Raw genomic sequence first — 22,381 nt, forward strand, 5'->3', positions numbered from 1 at the left:
GAAACATTTGACTAGCTAATTTACTTCGTTTTTTCCTCTTCGCCGAGAATATTACGCCCAAACCATTTTTTACTGATTTTTTCATACGTACCATCTTTAATGATTTCATCTAAAGCTTTATTTACTTTCTCAACCATTTCTTTATCATCTTTACGAATAGCAATTCCCATTTCATCAAGATTTAATGGTTTTCCAGCCTCTTTTATATTTGATTTACCTTCTTTGATCATACGTAAACCGACCATTTGATCAGTGATTACTGCATCAATACGTCCAGGCTCTAAGTCCATAAGTGCAGTAATATCGCTGTCATATTCTGTGATTTGATCTGTATGTTTTGCAACAAGGTCTTTAAAGGTACTAGCCTTTACAACACCAATTTTCTTACCTTTCAAATCTTCTGGAGAAGAGATAGATGTATTCTTTTTAGCCACAAAAATTTGGGCACCAGAACGATAATAAGGATTTGAGAAACTAACAGCTTTTAAGCGTTCTTCTGTAATTGCCATACTGCCCAATATAGCATCATATTTTTTCGATTGTAGACCTTGAATTAGCGTTTCCCATGGATTTGTAATAGGAGTGGGTTTCATATTCATTTTTTTTGCAAGTGCCTCACCAATTTCCACATCAAAACCGGCAAGCTTTCCGTCATTTTCTTTATAGTTAAAAGGTTTATATAAGCCACTCATCGCATAACGAAATTCTTTTTCACCATTTGAAGAAGTAGTAGCACTTTCCTTACTACAGGCTCCTAGTATGAAGGATGTACATAATGTAATACTCGCAACAATGGTTAATAGTTTTCTTTTCATAAAACCCCTCCTATATATTGATCATACGGATGGTTTTAAGTATGTTACTGAGATATTTTATTTGGACAATTAGTTGTGCACCGTATGAATGTATTTCTTTTCATTTGAAACAGAAGTTACATTATAAAACGTTGCGTAAAAATTGTTTTGCTCGTTCATGTGATGGAGCTGAAAAGAATTGTGCTGGCGGAGCATCCTCTACAATCTTTCCGTCATCCATAAATATGACGCGATCAGCTACATCTCTTGCGAAATTCATTTCATGAGTAACAATAATCATGGTCATTCCTTCTTCAGCAAGTTCTTTCATAACTTGCAATACTTCTCCAACAAGTTCAGGGTCTAAGGCTGAGGTAGGTTCATCAAATAGCATAATTTTAGGATTCATAGCAAGAGCTCGTGCAATGGCAATGCGCTGCTTTTGACCACCTGACAGGAGGTGGGGAGTTACATCTGCTTTATCTTGTAGGCCGACTTTTTGCAAAAGCTGATTTCCGATATCCTTTGCATTTACTGTTTCTAATTTCTTTACATGAATAGGTGCTTCTATGATGTTTTCTAGTGAGGTCATATGGGGAAAGAGGTTAAAGTGTTGAAAAACCATACCGACATTTTCACGGACTTTGTTTAAATTTGAATGCTGTGGATCAATTCGTTCACCTTGTAAGTGAATTTCACCTTCATCGTACATTTCTAAAAAGTTAAGACAGCGAAGTAATGTACTTTTACCGGAACCACTGGCACCAATTAAAACAACAACTTCTTTTTCTTTTACTTCTAAATCAATTCCTTTTAAAACATCAAGTGAGCCAAATGATTTTACTAGATTTTGAACCCGAATCATACAAACCCCCCAGTCAAAATATATTTTACAAATGTTGCCCCTTATTTCTGTTATTAGTCATAAATTGTCAGAATCCTTTATTTTTTTCGGGTAATTTGATATTCAAAGAAATAATGATTTTAAAAATCCCTATATCTTTCTATAACGAAAATATGGATAATAATATATAGGTAGTACTTATGTTGCTTATAAAAAGGGGGAAAGAAGAGATGGAAAAAGAAAGGAAGACATTTTCCTTTGGCTTACGTACACAACTTATGCTATTTACTACAGTTTTAGCTTTTATTACATATTCAACAAGTATATTTTTTATTTACGTGATATACGATTATTTTCAAAGTTATGTAAGTCAAACTGTTTATAATATTATCGTTATGTTATTAGGCGTAGTATGGTCTGGAATTTTAGCGTATGGAGCAGCAATCTTTTTAATTAAACCACTTCGGAAGTTGGAGGAGGCTGCAAGGAAAGCGGCCGATGGCGATATTCGTGAAGATGTCCCGTTACCAAAAACAGATGATGAGATTAAATCTTTAAGTGTTGCATTTAATATGATGCTAGGGAACTTAAGAGGTATGGTAAAAAATATTGATACTACATTTTCTTATACAAATAATCAAGTTCAGCAAATTAGAAGGCAAACGGGGGAAGCGACAAAGCAAGCACGAGGTGTGTCTGAAACCCTTGCAGAGATTTCTTCTGGCGCCGAGCAATCAGCAGCTTCCATTCAGGCGATTGTTTCTGCTGTTGATACAACAACTTCTATTGCGAGTGAAGTAGAAGAAAAAGCAAAACAGTCTGACGAGTTGTCTTTAGAAATGGTTCAAGCTTTAGGGCAAAGTACACGAGTCTTCACTTCTTTAATTCAAGGTATTCAAACATTGGCAAAAGAAAATGAAAATTCGATGCAAAATGTACAGAAGTTAGAAGAACGAATGAAACAAGTAGAACATATTGTTTCTGTTGTGAGTGAGATTGCTAGTCAAACGAATTTATTAGCACTGAATGCTTCTATTGAGGCAGCTCGTGCTGGAGAGCATGGAAGGGGCTTTGCAGTTGTAGCTGAAGAAGTACGTAAACTTGCCGATGAAAGCGATCATTCTGCAAGAAATATATCGCAATTATTACGGAATATGCAAGAAGAAGTGCAACAAGTCGCATTGAAAATGACAGAGCAAGTGAACACAGCTAAAGAAGAGGCGAAACGTGGGGAAGCTACTGAATTAATTTTAAAAGAAATGTCATCAAGTATTATGGAAGTTGCTGATGCAACGAAGCAAATTAGTGGCTATATGAACGAACAAGTGAGTCATATTCATCAAACAGGAGCACAGACGAAGGCTGTAGCAGCAATTGCTGAGGAAACATCAGCTGGTTCACAAGAAGTAGCACGTGTGACGCTGCAACAATCTAAAAATATGGTAGTAATCGATCAATTGTTAAAGGATTTAGAAAAGCAAGCAGCAGACTTGAAACAAACAATTGAACGATTTTCAATGTAAAAAGGAAGAACAGCATTCTGTTCTTCCTTTTTTACGTATGAAAAGGAGGGATACTTTGTTGAAAACGAAAAACATTGCAAGGGTCATATATGGTTTTCACTTTACGCAATCTTTGAAAGTTAGGGCCGTAATAACTAGTTTGCCAATTTTTAATGTCGATATCGGTCTAATTAATTGATAAAGCTTTCTCGTAAATCTTTAACCGAGCATATGTAATGTGCGTGGACAAGAGCAGGTGAGGAATGAGATTTGCTTTTGTGAGAAATAAATAAAGCATAAGAATAAGGAATCTACATAGAGTTCAATGAAAACAGTTGCAAACTATTCATATTTTGTTATGATAGTGTTACGAAAACGTTTGCATAAAATTCTGATGGGATGCAAAAGGAGAGAATGACTATGAAAAAGACATGGTGGAAAGAAGCGGTTGCGTATCAAATTTATCCGCGTAGCTTTATGGATTCAAATGGTGATGGTATTGGAGATTTACAAGGTATTATTGCAAAACTGGATTATTTAAAAGATTTAGGTATAGATGTAATTTGGATTTGTCCAATGTATAAGTCACCTAATGATGATAATGGCTATGACATTAGTGATTATCAAGATATTATGGATGAATTTGGTACGATGGAAGACTTTGATGCTTTACTAGATGAAGTTCATAAGCGTGATATGAAGCTTATTATTGATTTAGTTATTAATCATACGAGTGATGAACATCCATGGTTTATTGAGTCACGTTCATCTAAAGACAATCCGAAGCGTGATTGGTATATTTGGCATGATGGTAAAGATGGTGCGGAACCAAACAACTGGGAAAGTATTTTTAATGGTTCGGCATGGGAATATGATGAAGTAACAGGACAATATTATTTACACTTATTCTCGCGTAAACAACCAGATTTAAACTGGGAGAATAAAGAAGTTCGCGAAGTGTTATACGATACAGTTAATTGGTGGCTTGATAAAGGAATTGATGGTTTCCGAGTGGATGCAATCAGCCATATTAAAAAAGAAGATGGTTTCAAAGATATGCCAAATCCAAAAGAACTAAAGTATGTACCATCTTTTGATAAACATATGAATGTGGATGGTATTCAACCTTTATTAGAAGAGTTAAAAGAAAATACGTTTTCTAAGTATGATATTATGACTGTTGGTGAAGCGAATGGCGTTAAGATTGAAGATGCTGAGCTTTGGGTTGGAGAAGAGCAAGGTAAGTTCAATATGGTATTCCAATTCGAACATTTAAGTTTATGGGATGCAGAAAAGAAGAAAGATCTTGATGTTGTAGGTTTGAAAAAGGTATTAACGAAATGGCAAAAAGGGTTAGAAAATAAAGGATGGAATGCTTTATATATTGAGAATCACGATAAGCCACGTATCGTTTCAACTTGGGGAGACGATAAACAATATTGGCGTGAAAGTGCAACAGCTCTTGGAGCAATGTATTTCTTTATGCACGGTACACCGTTTATTTATCAAGGACAAGAAATTGGGATGACGAACGTTCAATTCCCAAATATTGAAGATTATGATGATGTAGCAATTAAAAATTTATATCGAGAGAAAATTGCAGAGGGCGTATCACATCAAGATATGATGGAAATTATATGGGCTTCTTGCCGCGATAATTCACGTACACCTATGCAGTGGAACGATGAGATGAATGCTGGCTTTACAACAGGTGCATCTTGGTTTGGTATGAATCCAAACTATAAAGAAATTAATGTTGAAAAGCAAAAGAATGAAGAGAACTCTATTTTCAATTTCTATAAGAAAATGATTGCCTTGAAAAAAGAGCACGATGTACTGAATTACGGTACGTATGATTTACTTTTAGAAGATGATCCACAAATTTATGCATATACTCGTACATTAAACGATGAAAAAATTGTTGTAATTAGTAATATCTCAAAAGAGGTAGCTGTGTATAATGAGGGTTTATTTGTACTAGAACGCAAACGTTTGCTTTTAAATAACTATGAAGTTGTAGAAAATGAACAAGTAACTTCAATCACGTTAAAACCTTATGAAACAAGGGTTTATCGCATTTTATAATAAAAAAGGATGCTCTTAGAGCATCTTTTTTTATGAAAAAAAATAAATTTCTATTGCAAAGTGAAAACGCTTTTATTAAAATAGATTTATGAAAACGGTTGCGTAAAGATAAAAATAAAGTAGCATAAGGAATCGTTTTCATAATAGAAACAGAAATTATAATTTAAATCATTATGTTGTTATAAATAAAGGGGAGGAAGAACAGATGAAAATTACGTCTTTTGATTTTTGGCAAAAGTTCGGGAAAGCATTATTAGTTGTTGTAGCTGTAATGCCAGCAGCTGGTTTAATGATTTCTATCGGTAAGTTAATTGGGATGTCTGCTGGGGATATTAACGCAGTTCATACAATCGCTCGCGTAATGGAAGACATCGGTTGGGCAATCATTACAAATCTACACATCTTATTCGCAGTAGCAATTGGGGGATCTTGGGCGAAGGATCGTGCAGGTGGTGCATTTGCAGCGCTACTAGCATTCGTCTTAACGAACAGAATTACAGGAGCTATATTTGGCGTAAACGCTGAAATGTTAACGGATTCAAAAGCGAAAGTTTCTTCAGTATTAGCAGGAGATTTAGTTGTAAAAGATTACTTTACTTCTGTACTTGGTGCACCAGCATTAAACATGGGAGTTTTCGTAGGGATTATTACAGGTTTCTTAGGAGCTACTCTATATAACAAATATTATAACTATAATAAACTGCCACAGGCATTAGCATTCTTTAACGGAAAACGATTCGTACCATTCGTTGTAATTGTTTGGTCTACAGTCACTGCAATTGTATTATCACTTTTATGGCCGTTCATCCAAAGTGGATTAAATGAATTCGGTCGCTGGATTGCAGCGTCTAAAGATAGTGCACCAGTTGTTGCACCATTTGTATATGGAACATTAGAGCGTTTACTATTACCATTCGGTTTACATCATATGTTAACGATTCCGATGAACTACACAGAGCTAGGCGGAACATATACGATGTTAACTGGCTCAAAAGTTGGACAAATTGTAGCAGGACAAGATCCTTTATGGCTTGCATGGATTACAGACTTAAATAATTTACTAGCAAATGGAGATACGAAAGCATATAACGATTTATTAAATAACGTTGTACCAGCTCGTTTCAAAGCTGGACAAGTTATTGGTTCAACAGCAGCGTTAATGGGTATTGCTTTCGCGATGTTCCGTAATGTTGATAAAGAAAAACGTGCAAAATATAAACCAATGTTCTTATCAGCTGCATTAGCAGTATTCTTAACAGGTGTAACAGAACCAATTGAATTCATGTTCATGTTTATTGCTCCAGTATTATATGTTGTATATGCAATTACAACAGGACTTGCATTCGCATTAGCAGATTTAATTAACTTACGTGTTCATGCATTCGGATTTATTGAGTTAATTACTCGTACACCGATGATGGTTAATGCAGGATTAACTAGAGATTTAATCAATTTCGTTATCGTTTCATTAGTATTCTTCGGTCTGAACTTTACATTATTCAATTTCTTAATTAAAAAATTCAATTTACCAACACCAGGACGTGCAGGTAACTATATTGATAATGAAGATGAGTCATCAGAAGGAACAGGAAATGTACAAGATGGTTCATTAGCAACAAAAGTTATTGATTTATTAGGTGGTAAAGAAAATATTGCTGACGTAGATGCTTGTATGACGCGTTTACGTGTAACAGTAAAAGATTTAAATGTTGTTGCACCAGAAGCACAATGGAAACAAAATGGTGCTTTAGGACTTATCGTAAAAGATAAAGGTGTACAAGCAGTATATGGTCCGAAAGCTGACGTATTAAAGTCAGACATTCAAGATATGTTAGGTGCGTAATAAGATGAAATTGCTAACTTTAAACTGTCACTCTTGGCAAGAAGAGAATCAAATAGAAAAGATAAAATATCTTGCTAAAGTCATTCAAGAAGAAGAGTACGATGTCATCGCATTGCAAGAAGTAAGTCAGTCGATACAAGCTGAAAATGTATGCGGTAACAAGAAAAAAGATAATTTTGGACTTTTACTATTAGAAGAGTTAAAAGCGTTACATGTAAAAGATTACAATATTACTTGGGATTTCTCTCATATTGGTTATGATGTGTATGAAGAAGGATTAGCGATTATAACGAAGCATAATGTTGTAAAAGAAGATACGTTCTTTATTTCAGAAAATAAGGATACAACGTATTGGAAAACACGCAAAATTGTAAGTGCAACAATTGCTTATAATGGTAAGAACATCACGTTTTACTCTTGCCACCTCGGTTGGTGGAATGATGAAGAAGAATCATTCAAAGATCAAGTGAATCGTTTGATGGGGCGTGTAGATAGCAATGAACTTTCCTTCTTAATGGGTGACTTTAATAATAACGCCCGTTTGCAAGGTGAAGGTTATGAATATATGATGCAAAAAGGTTTGTACGACACATATGAACTAGCAATAGAGAAAGATGAAGGAACAACTGTCCAAGGTGAGATTGCTGGTTGGGATGAAAATAAACATAATTTGCGAATCGATCTAATATTGTGTAACCGAAGTGAAAAAGTTCGTTCTTCAAAAGTTATTTTTAATGGTACAAACCGAAATGTAATTTCAGATCATTTCGGTGTAGAAGTACAAGTAGACATATAATAGAAGAAATCCTCGCAGATGATGAAAAGCTGTGAGGATTTTTTTTAGGAATACAAGTATTTCCAAGAGAAAATACTTGTATTTTTTATGACATTTCCTATATATTTGTTATTATTGAATGTAAAACCGATTTGGTCATTTTGTATTCATACTTTGACTTACTTCGTTATATAATGTAATAAGTCAAAGTTAATGGGAAAAAATAGTTCGTTTTTGGTTAATCCACGATGCAGAAAGTGATATAATTGCAAAATGTATGTATCATTTTCTAAAGAAGGAAAAATATATAATTAGGTGATAACTTCTATGAAACAAATTTGGCGTATTTATAAGACAGATTTACGGAATGTAGCTAAACATTGGGCTGCGATTGTTATTGTTTTAGGATTAATGATTTTACCATCGTTATATGCATGGTTTAACATTAAAGCTTCTTGGGATCCATATGGAAATACAAAAGAGGTTCCCATTGCAGTTTCTAACCAAGATGCAGGTTCTAATTTAAGAGGGAAAGATATCAATATCGGGGACGAGATTGTAGATTCTCTGAAGAAAAACAAAAATCTTGGCTGGAAATTTGTTGATGAAAAACAGGCGATTTACGGAGTTGAGCGTGGGGATTACTATGCAAGCATTACAATTCCAAAAGACTTCTCTAAAAAGATTGCAACTGTTCTGGATGAAAATCCGCAGAAGCCAGAACTTGATTACTATGTAAATGAAAAGGTAAATGCGATTGCACCGAAAATTACAGCAAAAGGTGCATCAGGTATTACAGAAGAAATTAGTAAAAACTTTGTTAAAACAGCAAACGGTGAGGTTTTTAAAATCTTCAATGACCTTGGAATCGATTTAGAAACAAACTTACCAAGTATTGAGAAAGTAAAAGACCTTGTCTTTAAGTTAGAAGCGCAGTTCCCAGAAATGAATACATTAATGGATAAGGCGTTAGATGATGCAACTCGAGCAGAGGATCTGGTAAAAGTAGCTCAGAAAGAGTTGCCAGTTGTAGAAAGTGTTATGAATGATGGGCAAGAAGCGTTAGGGAATTTAGATAAATTCTTTGCGAGAAATGATGAAACATTGCAACGTGCTCCAGGAACTATTAAGAATAATTTAATTGTAATGCAAAAAGGGTTAGATGGTGCGGCAGCGATTACGGATTTCTTAAAGAATCCATCATTGGATTTCAATCTAGCACTTCCAGATCCATCCAAGTTCCCGGAATTACCGAATGTAACTATTCCTCAAATACCAACGCTTCCAGAGTTACCGCAAGTGAATGGTGAGGGATATAAAAATATTGCTAAAAATATTGATCAAACTGTAAATAATGTTTTTAGTTCAATACGTGTTGGAACAACTTATGCACAAGGCGTTATAAACGGATTGGGAAATGGTAATTTTGATCCGGAAAAAGCAAAACAAGACCTTAATAAGGTTTCTGAAAATCTTAAAGGTCGTGCAGATAGTGTTTCATATTTAATTGATGTCTTTACTAAATTTAAGGAATTTGCACCAACTGATTCTGGAAAAGACTTCTTCCAAAAACGAATAGATAAATTAACGAATCTTAAATCAGCTATAGAAAATGCAAATGGCGGTGTTAAAGATATCGTTAATATTATTGGTACAGGGCAAGAAGTGAAACAAGACGCAAGAGATGCTGCTAATAAGAAGTTAGATGCAATAAATAACTTAGTAAATCAAGCGGAAGCAGATTATAATGCGACGTTTGTAGCAGATTTTGAAAAAGCAGTAAGCACAGCTGAACAATTGAAAAATAAGGCTGACAATGTAAAAGAAGATGCTCAGCAGCTCAGAGGAAATTTAAATCAAGATATCAACAAAGCTAATGAGATATTAAACAATGGTAGAGAGAACTATGATCAGGCTGTAGCGGATTACGCAAAACTAAAAACTAGTCTTGAAAAGGCGAGAGCAGATTTAAGCAATAAAGGTGTTAACGGTTTAGACTCTACAAAAGTAGCCTTAAATGATTTAAATGGACAGTTCCAAGCAGGATGGAATTTAGTTAATGATATGATTCCAGTTCTGGAAAGTACAAATAAAGTTTTAGCTGATGTGAATAGTGATAAAAACCTTAATGGTACAATTGCTAAGTTAAATAAAGCAAAAGATGGTTTGCAAAAAGGAATGGATTTAACTGATAAAGGAATTGACGCTATTAATAAAGGTCAAAAACCAGCAGCAGATGTTATTGAGAGTATTAATGAAGTGTCTAAAAGTGTTTCAGCTCAATTAGGTGATATTTTGGCTAAATATGATTCTGAAATCACTCCAAATTTCAATGCAGCTATTGCTCGTACAAAAGAGATGTCTAAAAATACAACTCAAATTTTAAAAGAAGCAGACAAAAAGCTTCCAGATGTTAAAAAGCTACTAGAAGATTCATCAAAAGGCTTAGTAGACGGTAAAAAGAAATTAACAGACATTAAGGCTGACATGCCGGAGACTGAGAAAAAGATTAAAGACTTAGCAAATAAAATTCGTGATTTTGAATCTGAAGAGGATATAAAAGACATCATACGCTTATTGAAAAATGATGTTGAAAAGCAAAGTGATTACTTCGCGAATCCAGTAAATTTAAAAGAGAATAAGTTATTTGCGATGCCAAACTACGGTTCAGCGATGTCACCATTCTATACAGTGCTTGCATTATGGGTAGGCGCATTATTAATGGTTTCATTATTAACGGTAGAAGTGCATGAAGAAGGCGCGAATTATAAGAGTCATGAAGTTTACTTCGGACGTTTATTAACATTCTTAACGATAGGTCTTTCACAAGCGTTTATTGTATCGATGGGAGATATATTCTTACTCGGTACGTACGTAGTCGATAAATTCTGGTTTGTGTTATTTAGTTTATTTATTGGCGGAGTTTTCGTTTGTATCGTATACTCACTCGTTTCTATTTTCGGAAACGTTGGGAAATCGATGGCGATCATTTTACTTGTACTGCAAGTAGCGGGATCGGGCGGAACATTCCCAATTCAAATGACACCAGCGTTTTTCCAAGCACTTTATCCGTTCTTACCATTCACATACGCAATTAGTGCAATTCGTGAAACAGTGGGTGGAATGCTTTGGGATATAGTAACTAGAGATTTACTTGTGTTAAGTGCTTTCGTAGTAGTTATGATTGTTGCTGCATTATTACTGAAAACACCAATTAACAAATCAAGTGAAAAGTTTGTTGAGAACGCAAAAGGAAGTAAAATTATTCATTAAAAATAAAAGGTTCCTACCGATAGTGGTAGGAACCTTTTTGTTTAATCAAATTTTAATTTCTTTAATGCTTCTGCGAACGGATTGTTTAATGGTTCTTCTTCTTTGTTCTGCTGTTTCATATATTTTTGAACGTCGCGTTTATCAGCTTTGCTTCCAGATTCCTTTTTACGTCTTTCTTGGAATGTGGATAATTTCTCGCGATAGCCACATTTACATGCAAAGATTTGTCCTGCACCTTCACCACGTAATTCTAACTTCTTCTTACATTGCGGACAACGAGCGTTTGTTGTACGAGATACATTTTTACGATGACCACATTCACGGTCTTGGCATACAAGCATTTTTCCTTTTTTGCCGTTTACCTCTAGCATTGGTTTACCGCAATCTGGACAAGACTTTGTTGAAATGTTGTCATGTTTATATTTTTTATCACTCGATTTTATTTCAGAAACAATTTCTTTCGTATAGTTCTTCATTTCTGAAATGAATACTTCTTTTTTCAGTTTACCCTTTGCGATTGCTTCGAGTTTTTGCTCCCATTCACCAGTTAGTGTAGGAGATTTCAGTTCTTCTGGCACTAAATCAAGTAACTGACGGCCTTTTGAAGTAATGTGAATATCTTTACCACGTTTTTCAAGTAAGAACGAATTGAATAACTTGTCGATAATATCAGCTCGTGTCGCTACAGTACCTAATCCACCAGTTGACTTTAACGTGTCAGCAAGTTGTTTGTTTTGCGTATCCATATATTTTGTAGGATTTTCCATTGCTGAAAGTAAAGTTGCCTCGTTAAAACGTGCAGGTGCTTTCGTTTGACCTGATGTTTGCATAATTAACTTTACAGTTAATGTATCGCCTTTTTCAATGTGAGGTAGAAGTTGTTCTTTTACGTCATCAGTTATATCATCATCTTCAAAGCGATTTTCATATACTTCTTTCCAACCGGCATGTAGAATAGTTTTTCCACGTGCGATGAACGTTTCATTGCCAACTTTTGTGCGTAACGTTAGTTGCTCGTATTCGAATGCTGGGAATAAAACGGCTAAGAAACGTTTTACAACTAAATCATAAATTTTACGTTCTTTATCTGTGAAGGCTGAGAAGTTAACGTATCCTTCTGTCGGAATAATTGCGTGATGATCACTTACTTTACTATCATCAACAAATGACTTATTAGACTTGATAGGCTTTTGTAATACTTTATGTGCTAAAGGACGGTACTCTCCAACGCCACATGCTTTTAGACGCTCTGGAAGTGTTCCAACGATATCAGATGAAATATAGCGTGAATCTGTACGAGGGTACGTTAGCACTTTATGTTGTTCATACAATTTCTGCATAATGTTTAATGTTTCTTTCGCAGAGTAACCGAACTTTTTATTTGCATCACGTTGCAATTCAGTTAAATCGTAAAGACCAGGAGAGAATGACTTCTTCTGTTTTTTATCAATTTCCACAACGGTAGCATTATGCTTATCTAAACCTTTTACAATACCATCAATTTTTTCTTTATTAAAACTGCGGCTATTGCCGTTTACATCTTGCCACGTTAGTTTTAATTGAGTTGTTGTTTGAGCTTCAATGCCGTAGTAAGTTTGAGCTTTGAAGTTCTTTATTTCATCTTCGCGATTAGCAATCATAGCGACAGTAGGTGTTTGCACACGGCCACAGTTTAGCTGGGCATTAAAGCGAGTCGTTAAAGCTCGAGTCGCGTTAAGACCGATATACCAGTCAGCTTCTGAACGTGCAACTGCTGAAGCGTATAAATTGTCATATGCTTTACCTGGTTTTAAATTAGCGAATCCATCTTTAATTGCTTTATCAGTAACAGATGAAATCCATAAACGCTTAATAGGCTTCTGTATTTTAACTTTATCGATAATCCAACGTGCGACTAATTCGCCTTCACGTCCAGCATCTGTCGCTACAATAATTTCATTTACATCTTTTCTAAGAAGCTGACTCTTCACAGCATTAAATTGTTTACCAGTTTGTTTAATAACCGTTAATTTCAAACGCTCGGGTAGCATCGGTAAATCTTCTAAATTCCACTTTTTATATTTCACATCATAGCTTTCTGGATCTGCTAATGTAACGAGATGACCTAAAGCCCAAGTCACAATATATTTACTACCTTCAAGGTAGCCATTTCCTTTTTTATCGCACTTAAGTACACGCGCAATATCTCGTGCAACGGAAGGTTTTTCAGCGATTACAACGCTTTTTGACATATTAAAAACATCCTTTCAAATTTCCATACGTTAACTATAGCATACATCTTCTTGAGATTCAGTTTCGCTCCAGATTTGAACGTTTTTTAGTGGTATGAGCAAAAATTGTTTGAAATCAAATGATGGTGATAGAACATAATCTACACGATGATGAGACTATGAAAAAAGATACTTATTTATCCCGCATTAACGGGCAGTAAGACCCCTACCTCAAAATTCAGCGGAAGCAAAGAAGTTAGGTAGGGGATCAACTGCCCATAAAAGCCCGATTGGTTCAACTAATAATCAGTGGGGGATGAACAAAACCCCCACTGATTAAAGTTTCACTTTATTATGCGTATTGTTTTATCAGTTGCTTCTATATGAAATAGAAAAGTAAAGAACTTGTTATTTTACTAGAATAAGAGTAGACTTTGAAGTAGATGAATAATAAACACATGGGAGTTTGTGGATGCAAACTGAGAGTATGACTAATCCGTCATTGACCATTTGAACCTGTTGGATAATGCCAGCGTAGGGAGAGTGTAAAAGCACATGTTCAGGCACTTTGCGTACGCGCAAAGTGCCTTTTTGTGTATCTCCCATCACTATAGTTAGGAGATGAAAAGGATGAATATGAAAGAAATTAGTAAAGTAGTGGATTTGGTGAGAGAGTCTAATCCACTCGTGCATAATATTACAAATGTTGTTGTAACAAACTTTACAGCTAACGGTTTGTTAGCGTTAGGAGCATCGCCTGTAATGGCGTATGCAAAAGAAGAAGTAGCAGAAATGGCTAGCATTGCTGGAGCGTTAGTATTAAATATGGGGACACTTCGCCCTGAAGAAGTAGAAGCGATGTTACTTGCTGGTAAATCAGCAAATGTGAATAATGTACCAGTACTATTTGATCCAGTTGGTGCAGGAGCAACATCGTATCGAACAGAAGTTGCGAGACATATTCCGGCCGAAATTGATTTAGCGATTATCCGCGGAAATGCAGCTGAAATAGCGAACGTTATTAATGAGAGATGGGAAATTAAAGGGGTAGACGCCGGTGTTGGAAATGGAAATGTCGTAAGTATTGCAAGGCAGGCAGCGGATGAATTAAATACAGTAGCGGTGATTACTGGAAAAGAAGATGTTGTTACGGATGGAGAACGAACGATCCTTATTCGAAATGGTCACCCTATTTTAACGAAAGTTACGGGAACTGGTTGTTTACTAACTTCTGTAATAGGAGCATTTGTAGCAGTAGAAAAGGATTATGTAAAGGCAGCAGTAGCGGCATTAACGTTTTATGGTGTAGCTGCGGAACTGGCAGCTGCTAAGACAGTGGAAAAGGGACCTGGTAGTTTCCAAATTGAATTTTTAAATCAGTTAGCGAATACCACTTCGGGTGATATTGAGAAGTATGGGAAGATTGAGCTTATATAGTAAGGAGGGGAACTAGATGTCGCGTATTACAAAGGCTGAAATGTCTAGATTATTATCAGTATATTTTATTATGGGAAGTAACAATTGTGCGAAGGAGCCACTACAAGTATTGAGAGATGCACTTGAAGGTGGTATAACAATTTTTCAATTTCGTGAAAAGGGGGAAGGGGCTTTAACGGGAGAGAAACGTATTTGTTTCGCGAAAGAACTACAAGCAGTCTGTAAAGAGTACGGTGTAAAATTCATCGTAAATGATGATGTGGAACTAGCTATGGAGTTAGATGCAGATGGCGTGCATGTTGGCCAAGATGATGAAGGAATTACTTCTGTTCGTGAAAAAATGGGTGATAAAATTGTTGGTGTATCTACACATACAATTGAAGAAGCACGCTGGGCAATTGAAAACGGAGCTGATTATTTAGGTGTTGGCCCTATTTTCCCAACGAGTACAAAAAAAGATACGAAAGCAGTTCAAGGAACGAAAGGTTTAGCTTATTTTAGAGAGCAAGGAATTACAATACCGATCGTCGGGATTGGTGGCATTACAATTGAAAATACAGCGTCAGTTATAGAAGCAGGTGCGGACGGCGTTTCTGTTATTTCCGCGATTAGTTTAGCTGAATCTCCGTATGAAAGTACGAAGAAGCTAGTTGAGGAAGTAAATAGGGGTTTGTAGGAAAACGGAACTTCACAAAAATAGTAAAAAACATAATGGACGGTTAAAAATATTTAAACAAACGTTTGATTAAAAAAGCACAAACCCTTTAAAAATGTAGGTTTGTGCTTTTTCTTTAAAACATAATTGATATTAAAAGCATTCCAATTCCGATAGAAGTGAATGTTGCGATTAGGCCTGGAATCATAAAGCTATGATTTAAAATATATTTCCCAATACCTGTTGTACCAGTGCGATCGAAGTTAATGGCAGCAACGATTGTTCCATAGTTTGGAATGAAGAAATATCCATTTACTGCAGGGAACATTGCGATTAGTAGCGCTGGTGGAATACCGAGTGATAATCCAAGAGGCATTAAGGCACGTACTGTTGCTGCTTGGCTATATAGTAAAATAGATAGAATGAATAATGCGATGGCAAATAGCCATGGTGCACTTGTTACTAGGTGCTGAATTGATCCTTGAATCATATTTAAGTTTCCGTTAAAGAAAGTATCTCCCATCCAAGCGATACCGAAAATAGCAACAACAGCTGTTGCCCCCGCTTTAAAGACGTTACCAGACACGATGCTTTCTACATTTGGTTTGCAGAAAATAATAATAAGAGCTGCGATAGTTAACATAACCATTTCAATTGTGTTTGGCATGGAAAGACGAATTAACTTCCCGTCAACCATCCATCCTGGACGAAGTGCTTCAAATGAACCGAGAAGTACGACAAGGAAAGTTCCTACTAAGAAAAGGATAACGGATAGTTTAGCGCCTTTTAAACCAACAAATTCTTTCTTCTCTTCAATTTTAGGAATCATTCCTTCTTTTAAACGTTTCAAGTATTCAGGGTCTTCATTTAATTCTTTCCCCATTTTGCTAGCGACAAATGCAGCTACCATACAAGCGATGAAGGTAGAAGGAATACTTACTTTTAAAATATCTAATAAGGTGATTTTATAGTCAGCTAGCATTGCTAAAAGTGCAACTGTTGCAGCTGATATAGGGCTAGCTGTAATTGCTTGTTGGGAAGCGATTACGGCAATTGACATTGGTCGTTCCGGTCTAATCCCAGATTCGCGAGAGACTTCTGCAATAACAGGAAGTACAGAATAAGCAACGTGACCAGTTCCTGCGCACAGTGTAAATAAATAAGTAACAATTGGAGCAAAGAATGTAATGCGCTTTGGATTTTTTCGTAATGCTTTCTCAGCTAGATGAACAAGGTAGTCCATTCCTCCAGCAGCTTGCAGTGCACCTGCAGCTGTAATTACTGCCAAAATCATAAGCATGACATCAATAGGAGGAGCTGTAGGTTGTAAGTGGAAGACGAAAACAAGTATTGCCATACCAACGCCACCCATTACTCCTAGACCAACTCCGCCTAAGCGTGCGCCAATAAAAATGCAGAGTAGTAACGTAAGAAATTGTAGCCAAAACATGATAAACTACCTCCGAAATTCATTAGTTAAGATATATTCGAATAATTTAATTTAAATGAAAATTAAAATAAATACTCAAAACAATCCTTGAGTTATATATATTTTTTATTATATAACACAAGAAATGTAACATTCACGAACTTTGTTAAGTTATTTCGAAAAAATAATACATTGAAACTTTACATTTGCATCTCTAAATAGGTAGACATTTTAATTCTTATGTTGTAATCTTTGATAGAGAATAATTTAATTCTCATAGAACTCCCATATCGTTCAACTCGTTCAGCGAGAAAGGCAAACTGATGGAAACATTAGGACGCAAAACTACAGGAGCTAAGGTCGAAAGGCTATGCTAGCCAGTTACCGGACGGATAGGGTTGGTCTTGACCAATGCTCTTTTCATTGGTCTTTTTTTTGTTTATAAACAAATGAGAGCCGTTATCGTTTATTAATAAGGTGTATATTTTAATAGCGTTACTTTATAGTAATTTAATTAAGAAAGGTGATGTTAATGAAAAAAAATTGGCACAAGCTATCATTTCTTCAAAAAAATGTATTATTAACTGTGTTGGTTATTTTGACGCTTGTTGGTACTATGGGAGCGTTAAGTTTTAATATGTTTCAAAATAGTATGATGTCTATATTTGAAAGGCATTCTTTTGAAACAGGAGATACGGTATTACATAAATTAGACGAAGAGATAGTGAGAGATGTTACAAAAGACCCAGTGGCACAAAGAGAAAAGAGAGAGAAGTTAACAGAGAAATTAGATGAAGCAACGGAAGAATTGAATAGTGTTGGACAAACCTATATTGTTGGAGCAAAAGAAAATGAAAAAGGTGAGTTACTAATCGTCGATTTGTCTACAGGGTTAGCAAATGTTGTTGAAGTAAGGCCGGGAGAATATTATAAACAACCAGATCTTTGGATGGAAGCATATGATAAAGTAATGAGCACAAAAAAAGCAAACATGACAGTAGTATATGAAGACGCATTAGGAACATGGGTAACGATATTAGAGCCAATTAAAGATGGAGAAGGTAATATTGTGGCACTTGTTGCAGCTGATGTAGATGCCTCTATTGTTCCTAGTACAAAGGAAAAGTTCATTATACAAGGCTTAATGTTTATTTGTATTTCTGTTTTAATTGCAACTGTTATTCAATTCTTAATTGTACGTAACGCACTTGCTCCATTGCGGGATTTACGTGAAGGATTGCGTAAAGTCGGTGAAGGTGACTTAAGTATTAAATTAGAGGAAAGACCAGATGATATTGGTATTATTAATTCGTATTTTAATAATACCATCGAGAAGTTTAAAGGAATTATAGATAAAGTGAAGCAGACAGCAGAACAGGTTTCCTCATCTTCACAAGAATTGTCAGTGAGTACGAAAGAAAATAGCATGGCAGTCCAAGGAATCGTAAGTTCTATAGTTGAGTTAAGGGCTGGCGTTCAATTACAAGAAACTGCAGTACCAAAGTATTTAGAAATTATATATGAAATGGAAGATAGGATGGAAGAGATAACGAATACTGCAAAACAAATGGCGAAAGAGTCTGAAGGTACAAACCATCATTCAGTAAAAGGAAATGGTATTATTGAGCAGACGATTAATCAAATGAACATAATACAAAATGCAGTACAAAATTTATCTTCTATTATTTATTCTTTGGAAAAAAGATCAAAAGAAATTAGTGACATTGTAACAGTAATTAAAGGTATTTCAAATCAAACGAATTCGCTAGCTCTAAATGCTACTACTATTGAAGCTTCATGTGCTGAGGAAACTGGTGAGGGATTTGTCGTTGTTGCGGATGAAGTGCGTAAATTAGCAGAGCAGACGGAAGCATCAGCAAAAGATATAGAGAAATTAATAGGGGAAACACAAGCTGGAACGGAAGAAGCTGTTGTTTCAATGCAAAATACTTTAAAAGAAGTAGAATCTGGAATTAAACTTGTTGAAAGTAGTGGTGCTTTCTTTGGGGAAATTTCAAAATCAGCACAATCTGTTACAAATCAGGTTAGAGTTGTTTTTGGCAATTCAAGTGATATATTGCAAAATAGCCAAAATATTGTTCGGGTTGTAAATGAACTATCACTTATCGCAAATACGTATGCGAATAGTAGTAGTAATGTTGAAGAAAGTATGAAAGAACAGGAAATGTCTGTACAAGATATTGCTGAATTAGCCAGTTCTTTAAGTTGGCTTTCACAGGAGTTACAAGAGTTAATAGGGGAATTCAAAAGTTAAATGAAATGATTATACGTACTTTTGTTTGTTCAATAAAATAAATCATGCTACAATGAAAACGAATTAAGGACCGGGGAGCCAATTGGCTGAGAGGATGTAAACAAACATCGACCCTCAACCTGATCTGGATAATGCCAGCGTAGGGAGTTACTTAAAGTGATGTAGCATATGTTATTCTATAATAACTTGCATACAAGGCTTTCCTACGCAGTAGGAAAGCCTTTTCTTGTTTTAAAATTTTATTTCATAAGGGGGATTTTACTATGTCACAACAAGTTACGATTTCATTTTCAGTAGTACCACAAGCGAAGAACAAAGATGTATATTCTGTTGTCGATAAAGCAATTGAAGTTGTACAACAATCAGGAGTTCGTTATGAAGTAGGGGCAATGGAAACAACGCTGGAAGGAGAATTAGATGTACTTCTTGATATCATTAAACGTGCGCAACAAGCTTGTGTGGATGCTGGAGCAGAAGAAGTGATTACTTCTATTAAAATCCATTATCGTCCAAGCACTGGTGTAACGATAGATGAAAAGGTTTGGAAGTACCGTGATGAATATGCAAAACCAGAAGCAATCTAAAATAATTACAACAATTTGGCTTATCCTTCTCATAGCGATATGGGAAGGATCTGTTTCATTATTTAAAATTGAACCGTGGATTTTACCGAAGCCTTCTGCCATTGTTCAAGAATTAATTGGAATGAAAGATTTACTATTACCGAATACGATGCAAACGTTACAAGAGGTTCTAATCGGACTGTTTTTTGCGATTTTAATTGGGACAAGTATAGCAATTATTATGGACGTTATCCCTTTATTTCGTATTTTAATAAATCCGTTGCTTGTTATCTCGCAAACGATTCCAATCGTTGTACTTGCACCGTTATTTATTATTTGGTTTGGATATGGAATGCTACCGAAAGTAATGGTAGTAATACTCGTTTGTTTCTTCCCGATTGCGCTTAGCATTTTAGAAGGTTTTCAAACGGTAGATAAAAATATGTTGAAGTTGTTGCAAACGATGAAGGCAACGAAATGGCAAGTTTACCAGAAAGTAAAGTTTCCAGCAGTGCTTCCATACTTTTTCTCAGGTTTAAAAATTGCAGTTACATATAGCGTAATGGGAGCGATCATTGGGGAATGGCTCGGTGCCAGTGAAGGATTAGGGGTTATGCTTACGAGAGCTACAAAATCCTTTTTAACAGCCCGAGTATTTGGTGTGGCAGCAATTATTGTTATGGTGACATTATGTCTGTATTTTATCGTGGAGTTTATGGCAAGAATAACAGCACCATGGATATATAGAAAGGACGGCAGAAAATGAAAAAAGGTTTAAAAGTTATGTTGGCTGCCTTATTAGCAGTAGGTGTGGCTGGATGTAATCCGGCGAAGAAAGAAGAAAGTGCAAGTAAAGATCAAAAAGTAAAAGTAGTATTAGATTGGTTTCCAAATACGAATCATACTGGCTTATATGTAGCGCAAGCGAAAGATTATTATAAAAAACAAGGCTTAGATGTAGAAATTATTCAGCCTGGTGATAATGTGACAGCCGAGCAAATGATAGCTTCCGGAAAAGCTGACTTCGCAATAAGCGCACAAGAAAATGTAACGTTGGCTCGTGTGGAAGGTATTCCTGTTGTATCTGTAGGGGCAATCATTCAACATAACACTTCAGCTTTTGCATCACTTAAAAAAGATAATATGACGTCACCAAAAGATTTTGAAGGTAAACGTTACGGAGGCTGGGGAGGACCGGCAGAAGAAGCAACGTTGAAGACAATTATGGAGAAACATCAAGCTGATTTTAATAAAGTTGAAAAAATCATCTTAGGACAAACAGATTTCTTTAAATCAATCGGTCGTGATGCAGACTTTGAATGGATTTATTACGGATGGGATGGAATTGAAGCGAAGCGCCAAGGAAAAGAGTTAAATACGATTATGGTGAAAGACTTAGACCCAGCGCTTGATTTCTATAGTCCTGTTATTATTACGAGTGAAAAACATACGAAGCAAGATAAAGACTTTGTGAAAAAGTTTATGAGTGCAACGACAGAAGGTTATAATTTTGCAATTAAAGAACCGAAAGAAGCTGCTGATATTTTAATTAAAGCAGTTCCAGATGTGAATAAAGAATTAGTACAAGAAAGTCAAAAATGGTTAAGTACGAAGTATCAAGATGATGCAAAAGCGTGGGGAGTACAGAAGGAAGAAGTTTGGACGAATTACATGAATTTCTTATATGATAACAAAGTTATTAAGAAGAAAATTGATGTGAAAGATGCCTTTACAAATGAGTTCCTTCCAAGTGAAAAATGAGTGGATTACAAATAAAAGAGATTGTAAAAGCTTTTGATGGAAAGAATGTATTAGCAAATATTAGTGCTTCTATACGAGAGGGAGAGTTCGTTTCCTTTGTAGGACCGAGTGGTTGCGGGAAAAGCACATTATTAAATATGATTGCAAATGTTGAAAAACCAACAAGTGGGAATGTAACGTATAAGGATACGCACGTACAAGAGCAAGATGTTGTAAGTTATATGCCGCAACAAGATTTATTACTACCGTGGCGATCAGCTTTGCAAAATATAGTGTTGCCATTGGAAATTGAAGGTAAACCGAAAAAACAAAGGCTAACAGAAGGAATGGAAGCATTAAAGCAGTTTCAGCTAGATGAATATGCAGATCATTATCCAGATGAATTGTCTGGTGGTATGCGTCAAAGGATTAGTTTTCTGCGCACATATTTATGTGAAAAGCCAATTATGCTACTTGATGAGCCTTTTGGAAAATTAGATGCCTTTACAAAAATGGAAGTACATAGTTGGCTTTTAAACTCTTGGCACCAAGAGAAGCAAACAATCATTATGGTTACACATGACTTAGATGAGGCAATCTTACTTTCGGATCGCGTATTTATTTTATCTCAAAGACCAGCATCAATAGTTGGAGAGGTACAAGTGAAATTACCTAGACCAAGAACGATGGATATGTTAACATCACTTGAGTTAAAGAAGGATAAGGAAGAAATTCTGAGAGTATTAGCTCCTTATATGAAAAAATAGAAAAAGCTCTTACCAGATTTAAATATAATCGCTGGTAAGAGCTTTTTTTTATAGAACATGAAAAGAATGAGAAGGAACAAAAGAAAAAATAGAGAATAGAATATAACAGAGTAGTTTATACTCTTAATATAACAAATGTTAAAGGAGTGAAAGGATAAAATGACTTTATCAACTGTTCTTCAAATGGTT

15 protein-coding genes, 3 pseudogenes and 3 riboswitches are annotated in these 22,381 nt (G+C 35.5%); of the genes and pseudogenes, 13 read left to right on the forward strand and 5 right to left on the reverse strand.

Translation table 11 applies throughout. The annotated features are described in order from the left end of the window. Positions 1–20 precede the first annotated feature (20 nt). Together QCI41_RS20045 and QCI41_RS20050 are read right to left on the reverse strand one after the other, a co-directional pair. A complete protein-coding gene (locus tag QCI41_RS20045) occupies positions 21–815 on the reverse strand; it encodes an ABC transporter substrate-binding protein (protein WP_002016697.1) in 795 nt (264 codons plus the stop codon). A gap of 121 nt (positions 816–936) precedes the next feature. After that, the gene (locus QCI41_RS20050; protein ID WP_353836850.1) at positions 937–1,659 is read right to left on the reverse strand and encodes an amino acid ABC transporter ATP-binding protein; all 723 of its coding nucleotides are present in this window, start codon (positions 1,657–1,659) and stop codon (positions 937–939) included. Positions 1,660–2,033: 374 nt separating this feature from the next. On the opposite strand from QCI41_RS20050, the pseudogene QCI41_RS30715 reads away from it, so the two are divergent. Then, positions 2,034–2,219, forward strand: a pseudogene (locus QCI41_RS30715) (HAMP domain-containing protein); the annotation flags it as partial. Positions 2,220–2,588: 369 nt separating this feature from the next. Continuing rightward, positions 2,589–3,161 (forward strand): annotated as a pseudogene (locus QCI41_RS30720) (methyl-accepting chemotaxis protein); the annotation flags it as partial. A 31-nt stretch (positions 3,162–3,192) separates the two neighbouring features. Here the strand turns inward: QCI41_RS30720 and QCI41_RS20060 are convergent. Beyond that, positions 3,193–3,324: pseudogene (locus QCI41_RS20060) on the reverse strand (BBE domain-containing protein); the annotation flags it as partial. A 236-nt stretch (positions 3,325–3,560) separates the two neighbouring features. On the opposite strand from QCI41_RS20060, the gene QCI41_RS20065 reads away from it, so the two are divergent. The 4 genes from QCI41_RS20065 (at position 3,561) to QCI41_RS20080 (ending at position 11,116) form a co-directional block, all read left to right on the forward strand. Continuing rightward, complete coding sequence (locus QCI41_RS20065) at positions 3,561–5,225, forward strand: glycoside hydrolase family 13 protein (protein WP_353836849.1); 1,665 nt, start codon at positions 3,561–3,563, stop codon at positions 5,223–5,225. 205 nt (positions 5,226–5,430) lie between these two features. Beyond that, positions 5,431–7,068 (forward strand): PTS transporter subunit IIBC, encoded by a 1,638-nt coding sequence (locus QCI41_RS20070; protein WP_215562558.1) that lies wholly within the window; start codon positions 5,431–5,433, stop codon positions 7,066–7,068. Positions 7,069–7,072: 4 nt separating this feature from the next. After that, positions 7,073–7,864: an endonuclease/exonuclease/phosphatase family protein gene (locus tag QCI41_RS20075; RefSeq protein ID WP_353836848.1), complete on the forward strand. Its 792-nt coding sequence runs from the start codon at positions 7,073–7,075 to the stop codon at positions 7,862–7,864. Between the two features lie 306 nt (positions 7,865–8,170). Continuing rightward, positions 8,171–11,116, forward strand: coding sequence for a YhgE/Pip family protein (locus tag QCI41_RS20080; RefSeq protein WP_353836847.1), 2,946 nt, complete (start codon positions 8,171–8,173; stop codon positions 11,114–11,116). A 41-nt stretch (positions 11,117–11,157) separates the two neighbouring features. Here QCI41_RS20080 and topB read toward each other — a convergent pair whose 3' ends face one another. After that, a complete protein-coding gene (topB, locus tag QCI41_RS20085) occupies positions 11,158–13,347 on the reverse strand; it encodes a DNA topoisomerase III (RefSeq protein WP_353836846.1) in 2,190 nt (729 codons plus the stop codon). Positions 13,348–13,774: 427 nt separating this feature from the next. After that, positions 13,775–13,884: riboswitch (TPP riboswitch) on the forward strand. 63 nt (positions 13,885–13,947) lie between these two features. Here topB and thiM point away from each other — a divergent pair. After that, the gene (gene thiM / locus QCI41_RS20090) at positions 13,948–14,763 is read left to right on the forward strand and encodes a hydroxyethylthiazole kinase (protein ID WP_097858171.1); all 816 of its coding nucleotides are present in this window, start codon (positions 13,948–13,950) and stop codon (positions 14,761–14,763) included. Positions 14,764–14,779: 16 nt separating this feature from the next. Beyond that, entirely contained in the window at positions 14,780–15,439 is a 660-nt protein-coding gene (thiE, locus tag QCI41_RS20095; RefSeq protein ID WP_353836845.1) for a thiamine phosphate synthase, read from the forward strand. 115 nt (positions 15,440–15,554) lie between these two features. On the opposite strand, the gene QCI41_RS20100 is transcribed toward thiE, so the two are convergent. Then, on the reverse strand, positions 15,555–16,868 hold the full coding sequence (locus QCI41_RS20100) for an anaerobic C4-dicarboxylate transporter family protein (RefSeq protein ID WP_353836844.1): 1,314 nt from the start codon (positions 16,866–16,868) through the stop codon (positions 15,555–15,557). Between the two features lie 283 nt (positions 16,869–17,151). After that, positions 17,152–17,236: riboswitch (cyclic di-GMP riboswitch) on the forward strand. Between the two features lie 143 nt (positions 17,237–17,379). On the opposite strand from QCI41_RS20100, the gene QCI41_RS20105 reads away from it, so the two are divergent. From QCI41_RS20105 to QCI41_RS20125, 5 genes are all read left to right on the forward strand, one after another. Beyond that, positions 17,380–19,122, forward strand: coding sequence for a methyl-accepting chemotaxis protein (locus QCI41_RS20105; protein WP_353836843.1), 1,743 nt, complete (start codon positions 17,380–17,382; stop codon positions 19,120–19,122). 61 nt (positions 19,123–19,183) lie between these two features. Beyond that, a riboswitch (TPP riboswitch) is annotated at positions 19,184–19,285 on the forward strand. Between the two features lie 100 nt (positions 19,286–19,385). Beyond that, positions 19,386–19,706, forward strand: a complete 321-nt coding sequence (locus tag QCI41_RS20110) for an MTH1187 family thiamine-binding protein (RefSeq protein WP_000082897.1) — start codon at positions 19,386–19,388, stop codon at positions 19,704–19,706. Then, complete coding sequence (locus tag QCI41_RS20115) at positions 19,678–20,451, forward strand: ABC transporter permease (protein WP_001057159.1); 774 nt, start codon at positions 19,678–19,680, stop codon at positions 20,449–20,451. The genes QCI41_RS20110 and QCI41_RS20115 overlap by 29 nt, the downstream gene beginning before the upstream one ends. Then, entirely contained in the window at positions 20,448–21,446 is a 999-nt protein-coding gene (locus QCI41_RS20120) for an ABC transporter substrate-binding protein (protein ID WP_046958852.1), read from the forward strand. Before QCI41_RS20115 ends, QCI41_RS20120 begins: the two co-directional genes overlap by 4 nt. After that, positions 21,443–22,192, forward strand: coding sequence for an ABC transporter ATP-binding protein (locus QCI41_RS20125; protein WP_353836842.1), 750 nt, complete (start codon positions 21,443–21,445; stop codon positions 22,190–22,192). Before QCI41_RS20120 ends, QCI41_RS20125 begins: the two co-directional genes overlap by 4 nt. Positions 22,193–22,381 lie beyond the last annotated feature (189 nt).

Origin of the sequence: Bacillus cereus group sp. MG4 (assembly GCF_040460055.1) — a bacterium.
Taxonomy (GTDB): Bacteria; Bacillota; Bacilli; order Bacillales; family Bacillaceae_G; genus Bacillus_A; species Bacillus_A wiedmannii.

Coding starts and splice junctions, on each gene's coding strand:
- QCI41_RS20045 (WP_002016697.1), bottom strand. CDS start 815: ATGAAAAGAAAACTATTAACCATTGTTGCGAGTATTACATTATGTACA.
- QCI41_RS20050 (WP_353836850.1), bottom strand. CDS start 1,659: ATGATTCGGGTTCAAAATCTAGTAAAATCATTTGGCTCACTTGATGTT.
- QCI41_RS20065 (WP_353836849.1), top strand. CDS start 3,561: ATGAAAAAGACATGGTGGAAAGAAGCGGTTGCGTATCAAATTTATCCG.
- QCI41_RS20070 (WP_215562558.1), top strand. CDS start 5,431: ATGAAAATTACGTCTTTTGATTTTTGGCAAAAGTTCGGGAAAGCATTA.
- QCI41_RS20075 (WP_353836848.1), top strand. CDS start 7,073: ATGAAATTGCTAACTTTAAACTGTCACTCTTGGCAAGAAGAGAATCAA.
- QCI41_RS20080 (WP_353836847.1), top strand. CDS start 8,171: ATGAAACAAATTTGGCGTATTTATAAGACAGATTTACGGAATGTAGCT.
- topB (WP_353836846.1), bottom strand. CDS start 13,347: ATGTCAAAAAGCGTTGTAATCGCTGAAAAACCTTCCGTTGCACGAGAT.
- thiM (WP_097858171.1), top strand. CDS start 13,948: ATGAAAAGGATGAATATGAAAGAAATTAGTAAAGTAGTGGATTTGGTG.
- thiE (WP_353836845.1), top strand. CDS start 14,780: ATGTCGCGTATTACAAAGGCTGAAATGTCTAGATTATTATCAGTATAT.
- QCI41_RS20100 (WP_353836844.1), bottom strand. CDS start 16,868: ATGTTTTGGCTACAATTTCTTACGTTACTACTCTGCATTTTTATTGGC.
- QCI41_RS20105 (WP_353836843.1), top strand. CDS start 17,380: ATGAAAAAAAATTGGCACAAGCTATCATTTCTTCAAAAAAATGTATTA.
- QCI41_RS20110 (WP_000082897.1), top strand. CDS start 19,386: ATGTCACAACAAGTTACGATTTCATTTTCAGTAGTACCACAAGCGAAG.
- QCI41_RS20115 (WP_001057159.1), top strand. CDS start 19,678: ATGAATATGCAAAACCAGAAGCAATCTAAAATAATTACAACAATTTGG.
- QCI41_RS20120 (WP_046958852.1), top strand. CDS start 20,448: ATGAAAAAAGGTTTAAAAGTTATGTTGGCTGCCTTATTAGCAGTAGGT.
- QCI41_RS20125 (WP_353836842.1), top strand. CDS start 21,443: ATGAGTGGATTACAAATAAAAGAGATTGTAAAAGCTTTTGATGGAAAG.